10 protein-coding genes are annotated in these 11,847 nt (G+C 67.9%); 2 read left to right on the forward strand and 8 right to left on the reverse strand.

Annotated features, from left to right (window positions below; genetic code table 11):
- Positions 1-2: 2 nt before the first annotated feature.
- Both AC6CR5_RS26105 and lolA read left to right on the forward strand, forming a co-directional pair.
- Positions 3-2,381 carry a DNA translocase FtsK gene (locus AC6CR5_RS26105; RefSeq protein WP_006389081.1) on the forward strand — a complete coding sequence of 793 codons (2,379 nt, stop codon included), beginning with the start codon at positions 3-5 and terminating at the stop codon, positions 2,379-2,381.
- The gene (gene lolA, locus AC6CR5_RS26110) at positions 2,381-3,016 is read left to right on the forward strand and encodes an outer membrane lipoprotein chaperone LolA (RefSeq protein WP_026382313.1); all 636 of its coding nucleotides are present in this window, start codon (positions 2,381-2,383) and stop codon (positions 3,014-3,016) included. Before AC6CR5_RS26105 ends, lolA begins: the two co-directional genes overlap by 1 nt.
- A 465-nt stretch (positions 3,017-3,481) precedes the next feature.
- Here lolA and AC6CR5_RS26115 read toward each other — a convergent pair whose 3' ends face one another.
- The 8 genes from AC6CR5_RS26115 to AC6CR5_RS26150 form a co-directional block, all read right to left on the reverse strand.
- A complete protein-coding gene (locus tag AC6CR5_RS26115) occupies positions 3,482-3,898 on the reverse strand; it encodes a RidA family protein (protein WP_047992528.1) in 417 nt (138 codons plus the stop codon).
- A 1-nt stretch (position 3,899) separates the two neighbouring features.
- Positions 3,900-5,381, reverse strand: coding sequence for an N-acyl-D-amino-acid deacylase family protein (locus tag AC6CR5_RS26120; protein ID WP_024067999.1), 1,482 nt, complete (start codon positions 5,379-5,381; stop codon positions 3,900-3,902).
- 14 nt (positions 5,382-5,395) lie between these two features.
- The gene (locus tag AC6CR5_RS26125) at positions 5,396-6,268 is read right to left on the reverse strand and encodes a MurR/RpiR family transcriptional regulator (protein WP_006389085.1); all 873 of its coding nucleotides are present in this window, start codon (positions 6,266-6,268) and stop codon (positions 5,396-5,398) included.
- Between the two features lie 32 nt (positions 6,269-6,300).
- On the reverse strand, positions 6,301-7,302 hold the full coding sequence (locus tag AC6CR5_RS26130; RefSeq protein WP_006389086.1) for an ABC transporter ATP-binding protein: 1,002 nt from the start codon (positions 7,300-7,302) through the stop codon (positions 6,301-6,303).
- Positions 7,299-8,306 carry an ABC transporter ATP-binding protein gene (locus AC6CR5_RS26135; protein WP_020924881.1) on the reverse strand — a complete coding sequence of 336 codons (1,008 nt, stop codon included), beginning with the start codon at positions 8,304-8,306 and terminating at the stop codon, positions 7,299-7,301. Before AC6CR5_RS26135 ends, AC6CR5_RS26130 begins: the two co-directional genes overlap by 4 nt.
- Positions 8,307-8,308: 2 nt before the next feature.
- A complete protein-coding gene (locus AC6CR5_RS26140) occupies positions 8,309-9,178 on the reverse strand; it encodes an ABC transporter permease (protein ID WP_006389088.1) in 870 nt (289 codons plus the stop codon).
- Between the two features lie 27 nt (positions 9,179-9,205).
- Entirely contained in the window at positions 9,206-10,147 is a 942-nt protein-coding gene (locus tag AC6CR5_RS26145; RefSeq protein ID WP_020924879.1) for an ABC transporter permease, read from the reverse strand.
- An 85-nt stretch (positions 10,148-10,232) separates the two neighbouring features.
- Positions 10,233-11,792 (reverse strand): ABC transporter substrate-binding protein, encoded by a 1,560-nt coding sequence (locus tag AC6CR5_RS26150; RefSeq protein ID WP_006389090.1) that lies wholly within the window; start codon positions 11,790-11,792, stop codon positions 10,233-10,235.
- Positions 11,793-11,847 lie beyond the last annotated feature (55 nt).

The raw sequence follows: 11,847 nt of genomic DNA on the forward strand, positions 1-11,847 counted from the left end.
GCATGCCGCGTATCTCGACTGCTTCTCCGCGCGCTTCGCGCAACACCCGCAACGGGCCCTCGCCGCTGCAGACGCGTATCTCCGCGTTGCTGCGCGAAGCCCGCTGGATCCTCTTCGCCGCCCTGGCGGCCTGGCTCACCCTGGTGCTGGCCACCTGGAGCGCCGCCGACCCGGGCTGGTCCCATTCCGTCCCCGCCGGCGTCATCCACAACAAGGGCGGGACCCTGGGCGCCTACCTGGCGGACATCCTGCTTTATCTGTTCGGTTTTTCCGCCTGGTGGTGGGTGATCCTGCTGCTGCACCGCGTGCGGGCAGGTTACCGCCGCCTGGCCAGTCATCTTCGTGTTACCAATGGTAAGCAGCCTGAGGTGTTGCCTCGGGTCCACTGGGAAGAGGGCATCGGTTTCTTCCTGCTGCTGGTCGGCTCGCTGGGCATGGAAGCCCTGCGCCTGGCCAGCCGCGGCACGCATCTGCCGGGCGCCTCGGAAAGCGCCAGCGGCGCCGGTGGCGTCATCGGCCATACCCTGGCCGACCTGATGAGCCGCAGCATCGGCTTCACCGGCAGCACCCTGGCCTTCCTGGTGATGCTGGCGATCGGCCTGAGCCTGTTCTTCTCGTTCTCGTGGCTGACCGTGGCCGAGCGCGTCGGCACCTGGATCGAAGGCCTGGTGCGCCGGGTGCGCAATTCCTACGCCGCGCGCGAAGACCGCAAGGTCGGCGAGGTGGCCAAGGCCGTGCGCACCGAGCAGGTGGTGGCCAAGCAGGAAAAGCTGGTGCACGAGCAGCCGGTGCGCATCGAGCCGGCGATCACCGTGGTGCCCAAGTCCGAGCGCGTCGAAAAGGAAAAGCAGCAGTCGCTGTTCTTCGCGCCGCCGCCGGGCGGCGAGGGCGACCTGCCGGCCATCAGCCTGCTGGATCCGCCGCTGGCCAACCAGGAAACCGTGTCGGCCGAGACCATCGAATTCACTTCGCGCCTGATTGAAAAGAAACTGGCCGACTTCGGCGTGTCCGTCACCGTGGTGGCGGCGCAGGCCGGTCCGGTCATCACGCGCTACGAAATCGAGCCGGCCACCGGCGTCAAGGGCAGCCAGATCGTCAATCTGGCCAAGGACCTGGCGCGCGCGCTGAGCCTGGTCAGCATCCGGGTGGTGGAAACCATTCCGGGCAAGAACCTGATGGGCCTGGAGCTGCCCAACCCGCGCCGCCAGGTGGTCAAGCTGTCCGAGATCCTGGGGTCGCAGACCTACCACGCCAGCCATTCGGTCGTGACCATGGCGCTGGGCAAGGACATCGCCGGCAATCCGGTGGTGGCCGACCTGGCCAAGATGCCGCACCTGTTGGTGGCGGGCACCACCGGGTCGGGCAAGTCGGTCGGGATCAACGCCATGATCCTGTCGCTGCTGTACAAGGCCGACGCCTCGCATACCCGCCTGATCCTGATCGACCCGAAGATGCTCGAAATGAGCGTCTACGAAGGCATTCCGCACCTGCTGGCGCCGGTGGTCACGGACATGCGCCATGCCGCCAACGCGCTGAACTGGTGCGTGGGCGAGATGGAAAAGCGCTACCGCCTGATGAGCAAGATGGGCGTGCGCAACCTGGCCGGCTACAACACCAAGATCCGCGACGCCATCAAGCGCGAGGAGCCGATCCCGAATCCGTTCTCGCTGACGCCCGACCAGCCGGAGCCGCTGTCGCCGCTACCCACCATCGTGGTGGTCATCGACGAGCTGGCCGACCTGATGATGGTGGTGGGCAAGAAGATCGAAGAACTCATCGCCCGCCTGGCGCAGAAGGCGCGCGCGGCCGGCATCCACCTGATCCTGGCGACGCAGCGTCCCAGCGTCGACGTCATCACCGGCCTGATCAAGGCCAACATCCCGACCCGCATCGCGTTCCAGGTGTCGTCCAAGATCGACTCGCGCACCATTCTCGACCAGATGGGCGCGGAGACCCTGCTGGGCCAGGGCGACATGCTCTACATGCCGCCGGGCACCGGCCTGCCGGTGCGCGTGCACGGCGCCTTCGTCAGTGACGATGAAGTGCACCGCGTGGTCGAAAGCCTGAAGGCGCAGGGCGAGCCGAACTATGTCGAGGGCCTGCTGGAAGGCGGGCTGGACGGTGACGGCGGCGAAGGCGCCAGCAGCGTCACCGGCATCGGCGGCGACGCCGAGTCGGACCCGATGTACGACCAGGCTTGCGAGGTGGTGCTCAAGCATCGCCGCGCCTCGATCTCGCTGGTGCAGCGCCATCTGCGCATTGGTTACAACCGTGCGGCGCGGTTACTGGAACAGATGGAGCAATCGGGTATCGTGTCGGCGATGCAGTCCAATGGCAACCGGGAGATCCTGGTGCCCGCCGCCGCTCGAGAGGAAGCATGATGAAGACGTTTCGTGGCCTGGCCGCCGGCCTGGCCCTGTGCATGGCCCCGGTGTTGGCGCCGACTGCGGCCGTGGCCGCCACGGCGCAGGAGCAGTTGCGCGCGTTCGTGAGCACGGTGACGGCGGCGACGGGGACGTTTTCCCAATACACCGTCAGCACGCAAGGGCGCACGCAGCCGGCGCAGACGGGGGTGTTTTCGTTCCAGCGGCCGGGCAAGTTCAAGTGGGCGGTGCAGAAGCCCTATGAGCAATTGGTGATTTCCGACGGCAAGCAGGTGTTCCAGTTCGATCCGGACCTGGCGCAGGTGACCGAGCGCAAGGTGGATGCCGCCATCGGGACGTCGCCGGCGGCGATCCTGTTCGGGTCGGGGTCGCTGGAGCAGTCGTTCGATGTGTCGGCGCTGCCTTCCAAGGATGGGGTCGACTGGCTGCGGGCGAAGCCGCGGACGGCGGACGCGGGGTTCTCCCGGGTCGATATCGGGATGAAGGACAATCTGCCGGTGCGGGTTGAGCTGCTGGATTCGTTCGGGCAGACGACGCGGGTGGATCTTTCCGGGATCGTTCCCAATCCCAAGCTTGGGGAGGGGGAGTTTCGGTTTGTGGCGCCCAAGGGCGTGGATGTGGTCAAGATGTAGTTGAAGTTGGGCGGTGCTTGCTTCGTAGGCCGCCCGTCACGGTGCGCGCAGGCGGTGAGCGCGCCAACGATTGCGGTCCGGAGCGTTCGCTCCGGACTTCCCCTTCGTCATCTTCGTTGTCGCCTGCGGCGACTGCCTTCAGATTCCCGCGGGCGCATCGACGGCGTGCTCACCGCCTGCGCGCCCCGCGCCGGGCTACCGGTTTCGAGAAATGACGCGCTGCTGGACCCTGGGGGCATGGGGGAGGTTTGCGTTGCCCGCAAAAAACGGCCGCGCGGGCGGCCGTTTTTTTCATACGTGGTGTCTTGCGTCGTGATGTGGGTCGCTGCGCGCTTGCGGCGCGGTGTGGGCGGTGTACCTGAAGCGCGCAGCGGCTGGCTTGGGCCAGGCGGGGCGCCCGGCCGTCCGAAGGCCGGGCAGCCCCCTTGGGAGGCAGCTAGCTCACGCCTTGAGCGTCGCGTCAGGTCACGGGCGCTTATACGCAACACAATCAATTTCCACCTTTGCATCCACCATCAGCGGCGACTGCACGCAGGCGCGGGCGGGGGGATTGTTGCCGAAGTATTCCTTGAAGACCTTGTTGAACGAGGGGAAGTCGCGGGCGTCGTCGAGCCAGACGCCGCAGCGCACGACGTGTTCGGGGCCGTAGCCGGCTTCCTTGAGGATGGCGAGGACCTGCTGGATGGCCTTGTGGGATTGGGCGACGGTGCCGCCTTCGATGACTTCGCCGTTTTCCATCGGGACCTGGCCCGAGACGTAGAGCCAGCCGTCGGCGGCGACGGCGCGGGCGAAGGGCATGTGGGAGCCGCCTTGGCCGGTGCCGCCGGCGACGCCGTAGCGGGTGATGCCGTTGTTGTCGGGGGTGGGGGTGGTACTGCTCATGTCAGGGCTCCTGAAGGGCGGGGGTTGAGGCGGCGAAGCTGGCGCGCAGGTCACCGTTGCGGGGCAGCCAGCGGCCGGCGCGGTCGCCGGTGGGCTGGCCTTGGCGGTAGGACAGGACGCCGTTGACCCAGACGGCCTCGATGCCGGCAGCGGTCTGGACGGGGGCGGCGAAGGTGGCGCGGTCGATGACGGTGGCGGGGTCGAACAGGACCAGGTCGGCGTGGAAGCCTTCGCGCACCAGTCCGCGTTCGGCCAGGCCGAAGCGGGCGGCGGACAGGCCGGTCATCTTATGCACGGCTTCGGCCAGCGGGAACAGGCCGACGTCGCGGCTGTAGTGGCCCAGCACGCGCGGGAAGGCGCCCCACAGGCGCGGGTGCGGCATGGGGTCGTTGGGCAGGCCGTCGGAGCCGACCATGGTGAGCCGGTTCGACAGCACGCGGCGCACGTCGTCCTCGTGCATGTTGTGGTAGACGGCGCCGGCCGGTTGCAGGCGCTTCGCCGCTTCCAGCAGCGTCACGTTCCAGTCGGCGGCGATGGCGGACAGTTTGCGGCGGGCCTGTTCGGGGTGCGGCACCGACCAGGTGATGTCGATGTCGAATTCGTCGGTGACCTGCTTGAGGTCGAGCGTGGACGAGCTGGCCGAATACGGATAGCAGTCGCAGCCCACGTGCTGCATGCGGCCGGCGTTCTCCAGCTTGAACAGCACTTCTTTGGTGCGGCCCCAGTTGCCGGCGCCGGCGCATTTCAGGTGCGACACCACCACCGGCACGCGGGCGTGCAGGGCGATGTCGAAGGCTTCCTGCATGGCTTCCAGGATGGCGGCGAATTCCGAGCGCAGGTGGGTGGTGTAGAGCGCGCCGAATTCGTCCAGGACCTCGGCCAGCAGCTTGACCTCGGCGGTGTCGGCCTCGATCGCCGAGCCGTAGGCCAGGCCGGTGCTCAGGCCGATGGCGCCGTGGGCCAGGGCTTCGCGTAATTGATCGCGCATGGCCATCACCTCGTCGCGCGTGGCGCTGCGGTCGAGGCGGTCCATGTGGTTGTTGCGCAGGGCCGTGTGGCCGACCAGCGCGGCGACGTTCACGGCGGGCTGCGCGGCTTCGATGGCGCGGGTGTAGTCGGCGAAGGTCGGGTAGGCGAAGTCGTCGCGCTGGCCCAGCAGGTTCATCGGGTCGGGTGGTTCGCCACGCAGCGAGACCGGCGAGGCGCTGATGCCGCAGTTGCCGACCACCACGGTGGTCACGCCCTGAGACAGCTTGGGCAACATGCCGGGGGTGCGGATGACGTTGGTGTCGTCGTGGGTATGGACGTCGATGAAGCCGGGCGCGAGCGCCAGGCCGGCGCCGTTGATGATCCGACCCGCCGACTGGCCGGACAGGTTGCCGATGGCGGCGATGCGGCCATGGGCCAGCGCCACGTCGGCGGTGTATTCGGCGCCGCCCGAGCCGTCGAGCACGCGGACGTTGCCGATGAGGGTGTCGTACATCTTGGGTTCCAGTTTCAATCGCCCAGCGGCAGCCGGTTGGGGCCGCCGCGGTGCTCGTCCAGCGCCAGCTTGATGCGGCGCAGGCGTTCGCGGTTCTCTTCTTGGTTCAGCATGGCCAGCTCGGTCGACAGCAGGTCGATCGCCAGCATCATGGCGTAGCGCGAGGCCGAGGGCTTGTAGATGAAGTCGGTTTCGTCGGTGCGGATCGGCAGCACCACGTCGGCCAGCTTGGCCAGTTCCGAGGTGGCGTCGGTGACCGCGACGATGCGGGCGCGGTACTGCTTGACGATGCGCGCGGCGCCAACGATTTCCGGCGTCAGGCCGGAGGCCGACAGGATCACCACGGCGTCGCGCTCGTCGAGCGTGGCGGCCACCATGCGCAGCAGCACGGCGTCGCTGTAGACCGCGATCGGGTAGCCCAGGCGCACCAGGCGCGACTGCACTTCCTGCGCCAGCACGGCCGATGCTCCGCCGACGCCGAACACGTAGATCATGCGGGCGCCGTCGACGATGCCGGCGGCGGCCTCGAACAGCGGTTCGGTGAAGGTCGGCAGGTGCGCGCGCAGCGTGCTTTCGATGTCGGCGTAGATGCGCGCGTAGAACGTGCTTTCCTCGGCCGGCGTGCTCTGGTCCAGGAAGCGACTGCCCACGGTGCTGGCCTGCGCCAGCTTCATCTTCAGGTCGCGGGTGTCGTCGCAGCCCACGGTGCGGGCAAAGCGCGAGATGGTGGCGATGCTGACGCCGGCCTTGGCCGCCAGCTGGTCCACGGTGGCGCTGGCGCTCCAGATGATGTTGTCCAGGATGGCGTCGGCGACCTTGCGCTCGGTTACGCTCAGGTCGTCCCGGCGGCTGCGGATCTGGAAGACGATGTCGCGGATGATGTTCATGTGGTGTTCCTGGGTCATGGCGGGCGCGGCCCTTACGCGGCCAGTTCGGGATCGCCGAGGCGCGAACAGGCCGCGAAGTGGCCTGGCCCGACGCTGACGTCGCGCGCTTCGATCGTGGCGCAGGCGTCGATGGCGTGCGGGCAGCGGGTGCGGAAGACACAGCCGGAAGGCGGGTTGACCGGGCTGGGGATGTCGCCCTTGAGCAGGATACGCGAACGCGGCGCGCGCGGATCCGGCACCGGCGCGGCCGACAGCAGGGCGCGGGTATAGGGATGGCGCGGCCGCGCGTAGACCTCGCTGGTCGGGCCGCGTTCCATGACGCGGCCCAGGTACATCACCACCACCTCGTCGCACAGGTAGTCGACCACGGCCAGGTCGTGCGCCACGAACAGCATGGTCAGGCCCAGGTCGCGCTGCAGGTCCTGCAGCAGGTTCAGCACCTGCGCCTGCACCGACACGTCCAGCGCCGAGACCGGTTCGTCGGCCACGATGAAGTCGGGCTCGACCGCCAGGGCGCGGGCGATGCCGATGCGCTGGCGCTGGCCACCGGAGAATTCGTGCGGATAGCGGCGGCGGTGATCGGCGTTCAGGCCGACGCGTTCGAGCAGTTCGCCGATGCGGGCCTCGCGGCGATGCTGCGCCAACTTATGGGTGTCGAGCGCCTCGCCCAGGATCTCGGCCACGGTCATGCGCGGGTTGAGGCTGGCGTAGGGGTCCTGGAACACGATCTGCATGCGGCGGCGCCACGGCAGCATTTCTTTCTCGGACAGTTTGGTGATGTCCTGGCCGTCGAACAGCAGGCGGCCGGCGGTGGGCGCGAACAGGCGCAGCAGGGCGCGGCCGGTGGTGGTCTTGCCCGAGCCGGACTCGCCCACCAGGCCGACGATGGTGTTGCGCGGCACGTCGAAGCTGACGCCGTCCACCGCCCGCACCACCGGCGCGTTGCGCGCCTGCGAGGTGGGGAAGTGGACCTTCAGGTCCTCGATGCGCACCAGCGGTTCGGCGGCGCGCGCGGGTTGGGGGCTTGCGGTCATAGCGGGGTCACCTTGATGCAGCGGGCGTGGTGCTGGGCCTGCACCGGCACCAGTTCGGGCACGTCGCGCCGGCAGTTGTCGTCGGCCAGCGCGCAGCGCGGCGCGAAGGTGCAGCCGGCAGGCAGCGACAGCACGCTCGGCACGTTGCCCGGGATGGCGCGCAGGCGCTCGCCGGAAGCCAGCAGCGCCGCGGTCGGCAGACAGGACAGCAGGCCGCGGGTGTACGGATGGGTGGGCTTCTCGAACAGGTCGTAGACGCCGGCGTCCTCGACCACGCGGCCGGCGTACATCACCGCCACGCGATGCGCGATCTCGGCCACCACACCGAGGTTGTGGGTGATGAACAGAATGCTCATGTTCATCTCGGCCTGCAGCCGGCGCAGCAGGTCCAGGATCTGGGCCTGCACCGTCACGTCCAGCGCGGTGGTGGGCTCGTCGGCGATCAGCACGGCCGGGTTGCAGGCCAGCGCCAGGGCGATCATGACGCGTTGGCGCATGCCGCCGGACATCTGGTGCGGATACTCGTTGACGCGCCGGTCGGCCGCCGGGATCTCGACGCGGTCGAGCATGTCGCGGGCGCGCTTCATGGCCGCCGCGCGCGATCCGCCCTCGTGCTGCAGCACGGCTTCGGCGATCTGGTCGCCCACCGTGTACAGCGGGTTCAGGCTGGTCATCGGCTCCTGGAAGATCATGGCGATCTCGGCGCCGCGGATGCGCCGCAGCGTGGCCGGCGAGGCGTGGGCCAGGTCGTGTTCCTGGCCGCGGCGGTCGCGAAAGCGGATCTTGCCCGCTTCGATGCGGCCGGCCGGCTTGGGCAGCAGGCCCATGATGGACAGGCTGGTGACGGACTTGCCGGAGCCGGATTCGCCGACGATGGCCAGCGTTTCGCCGCGGGCCAGGTCGAAGGTGACGCCGTCGACCGATTTGGCGACGCCGTCGCGGCTGTGGAACCAGGTCTTCAGGCCTTCCACCGACAGCACGATGTCTCGGGTGCTTGCGGTCATGATTACAGCTCCTTGCGCAGGCGCGGGTCGAGCACGTCGCGCAGGCCGTCGCCGACCAGTTGCAGCGACAGCACCGACAGGACAATGGCGATGCCGGGGAAGATCATGATCCAGTCGGCCGAGCCCATGTACTGCTGGCCGGCGTTGATCATGGTGCCCCAGGTGGGAATGTCGGGCGAGACGCCCACGCCCAGGAACGACAGGCCGGCTTCGGCCAGGATCGCGTAGGCGAAGATGAAGGTGCCTTGCACCAGGATCGGCGAGAGCAGGTTGCGCAGCACGTGCACGGTGACGATGCGCCAGGTGGACACACCCAGCGCGCGGGCGGCCTCGACGAACGGCAGTTCGCGGATCACCAGGGTCGAGGCGCGCACGATGCGGGCCAGGCGCGGCGTGTAGACGATGCCCAGCGCGATCACCACGTTCACCAGCGACGGTCCCAGCGCGGCCACCAGCGAGATCGCCAGCAGGATGTCGGGAAACGCCATCATCGCGTCTATCAGGCGCGACACGAACTTGTCGGCCGAGCGGAAGAAGCCGGCGATCAGGCCCAGCGCGATGCCCAGCACGCTGGACACGATCACCACCGAAAAGCCCACCATCAGCGACAGCCGGCCGCCGTAGATGACGCGGCTGAACACGTCGCGACCGAAGTCGTCGGTGCCGAACCAGTGCACGGCGCCGGGCGCCTTGAGGCGGTTCATGATGGACAGCTTGAACGGGTCGTAGGGGCTGACCCACGGCGCCAGCAGCGCCGCGGCCACCAGCACGATCAGCACGATCAGGCTGATGAGCACGGTCTTGCGGGCCACCAGCAGGCGCAGCACCTGCCAGCGGTCCGTGCCGGCGTTAACGGTAGTCGGATTAGTCATTTCGGTCGTTTCGTTCGCAATTCATCATCAATAACGGACGCGCGGATCGACCAGCAGGTACAGCAGATCGATGAACAGGTTGATGAGCACGTAGATGGCCGCGATGATCAGCAGCGCGCCCTGGATGACGGGATAGTCGCGGCGCAGCACGGCCGACACCACCAGGCTGCCCACGCCGGGCAGGCCGAACACGGTCTCGGTGACCACGGCGCCGCTGATCAGCAGGGCCGTGGTCAGGCCCAGCACCGTCAGGATCGGGATCAACGCATTGCGCACGGCGTGCTTGAGGATCACGCGGCTTTCCGGCAGGCCCTTGGCGCGGGCGGTGCGCACGTAGTCGTCGCGCAGCACGTCCAGCATGCTGGCGCGGATGAAGCGGGTGATCAGCGCCGAGTTCACCAGCCCCAGCACCACCGCGGGCAGTATCAGGTGCGACACGCGCGTGGCGAACGAGGCGTCCGGCCCGCCATAGCCCGACACCGGCAGCCAGCCCAGCTTGACCGAGAACACCTGCATCAGCAGCAGGCCCAGCCAGAAGCTCGGCACGCTGGAGGTGAACATCGAGAACGACAGCACCGACTGGTCCAGCGTGGTGCCGCGCTTGACCGCCGACAGGATGCCCACCGGCAGCGCGATCAGCGTGGCGATGAACAGCGACATCAGCGTCAGCAGCAGGGTTGGCTCGGCGCGGTCGGCCAGCGCCGCCAGCACCGGCTTGTTCATGAAGATGGACTGGCCCAGGTCGCCCTGTACCAGCTTGCCCAGCCAGGAGACGTACTGCACCGGCAGGGGCTGGTCCAGGCCCAGCTGGTGTTCGAGCGCGGCGATGTCGGCCTGGCTGGCCTGGGGCCCGAGCATCACGGCGGCGGGGTTGCCGGGCGTGACGCGGATGATGACGAACACGATGGTCGCGACGATGAACATCACGGCCACCAGCCCGACCAGCCGGTTCAAGAGATAACGCAACACAGTGGCATCCTAAGGATCGGCGCGCCGATGCCGGCGCTGTGGTTCAGGCGGGGCGGGCCCTGAGCGGACCGCCCCGCGGCCTGGTTTACTTCTGCGCTTTCCAGGCGTTCCAGAAGAACGGCCACGGCGCCGGCTTGACGCCTTGCAGCGACGGCGAACGGGCCGCCTGGGCGTTGAAGTCGCCGACCTTCACGAACGGCACTTCGTCATACACGGCCTGCTGCACGTCGGCCCAGCGCTTGACGCGTTCTTCCTGGGTGCGGGCCTGGTTGAAGGCATCCATCACCTGCGCGCGGCGCGGCGTGTCCCACCAGCCCGGCGCGTCCTTGGACGGGAAGTCGATCAGCGCGGGTTCCGGCAGGAACACGCTGTGGGTGATGAAGATGTCCCACACGGCCGGATCCTGGCGGCGCTGCGTCAGCGTGGCCCAGTCGACCACCTGCATGTCCACCGTGAAGCCGGCGGCCTTGAGGTATTCCGCCGCCACCAGCGCCATCTTGTAGTGGAACTCGTACTGCTGGCTGGTCAGAATGCGGATCTTCTTGTCGGCCACGTTGGCGCTGTCCAGCAGCTTCTTGGCCGCGGCGGCGTCGCCCTTGTTGTAGACCTTGCCGCCCAGCGACGTGGCCCACGGGTAGCCTTCCGGATACAGATCGCCGTTGAGTTTGTAGAAGTCCTTGTTGCCGAAGGCGGCGAACAGCATGTCTTCTTCGTTCAGCGCCAGTTGCACCGCCTGGCGCACGGCCAGGTTGGACATGATGCCCTGCTTGGTGTTGAGCACCAGGCGCGGCCAGCCGAAGGGCTTGAGCATGACCGGATCGGAACGGCCGCCCTTGAGCTTGTCCAGCGCTTCCACCGGCAGCGAGTCGACGTAGTCGAACTGGCCCGCGGCGGCGGCTTCGGAACGGGTGTTGGCGTTGGCGACCGGCACGAAGCGGATCTCGTCCAGGTATTGCTTGCGGGCGCCGCCGTAGCCGTCGGGTTCGCCTTCGCGCTGCTTGTAGCCCTCGAAGCGGGTCAGCTGGATGTACTGGTCCGGCACGCGCGCCTTGAGCTGGTAGGGGCCGGTGCCGACGATCTCGGTCAGCACCGGGGCGATCTTGCCCTTGGGCATGATCACGGCGGCGGCGTTGTTCATGGCCAGCAGCGCGGTCAGCGGGGCGTAGGGCTGCTTGAGCGTGATGCGGATGGTGTTGGCGTCGGGCGCCTCGATGTTGGCGATGACCTTGGCGGCCATCTTGCCGCGCGTGGCGGTCTCGGTCCAGCGTTTGAGCGAGGCCAGCACGTCCGACGAATCCATCTTGGAACCGTCATGGAAGGTGATGCCCTGGCGCAGCGCGATGGTGTAGACCAGGCCGTCCGGCGTGACTTCGGGCATCTTGTCCGCCAGCAGCGGGGTGAGGTTCCACTTGGCGTCGAAGGTGTACAGCGTTTCGAAGAAGTGCTGCGTCAGGATGCCGACCAGGTCGGCGGTGCTGCTCATCGGGTCCAGCGTGGGCGGCTCGCCGATGGTGGCGACGGAAATCGTGCCTCCCTTGACCGGCGTGGCACAGAGGGCGGGGGACGACAATGCGGTCAAGCCAATTGCGCCGGCCACGAGCAGGCTTTTCAGCCCGCCGCCTTGCCGGGAGGTGCGGAAGTTCATGATTCTCTCTCCAGAGGGTCAAAAACAGGTTGTCGCGTGATTCAGTGAAAGGCCG

The sequence above is a fragment of the Achromobacter sp. EG18 genome (genome assembly GCF_059759395.1).

Coding starts and splice junctions, on each gene's coding strand:
- AC6CR5_RS26105 (WP_006389081.1), top strand. CDS start 3: ATGCCGCGTATCTCGACTGCTTCTCCGCGCGCTTCGCGCAACACCCGC.
- lolA (WP_026382313.1), top strand. CDS start 2,381: ATGAAGACGTTTCGTGGCCTGGCCGCCGGCCTGGCCCTGTGCATGGCC.
- AC6CR5_RS26115 (WP_047992528.1), bottom strand. CDS start 3,898: ATGAGCAGTACCACCCCCACCCCCGACAACAACGGCATCACCCGCTAC.
- AC6CR5_RS26120 (WP_024067999.1), bottom strand. CDS start 5,381: ATGTACGACACCCTCATCGGCAACGTCCGCGTGCTCGACGGCTCGGGC.
- AC6CR5_RS26125 (WP_006389085.1), bottom strand. CDS start 6,268: ATGAACATCATCCGCGACATCGTCTTCCAGATCCGCAGCCGCCGGGAC.
- AC6CR5_RS26130 (WP_006389086.1), bottom strand. CDS start 7,302: ATGACCGCAAGCCCCCAACCCGCGCGCGCCGCCGAACCGCTGGTGCGC.
- AC6CR5_RS26135 (WP_020924881.1), bottom strand. CDS start 8,306: ATGACCGCAAGCACCCGAGACATCGTGCTGTCGGTGGAAGGCCTGAAG.
- AC6CR5_RS26140 (WP_006389088.1), bottom strand. CDS start 9,178: ATGACTAATCCGACTACCGTTAACGCCGGCACGGACCGCTGGCAGGTG.
- AC6CR5_RS26150 (WP_006389090.1), bottom strand. CDS start 11,792: ATGAACTTCCGCACCTCCCGGCAAGGCGGCGGGCTGAAAAGCCTGCTC.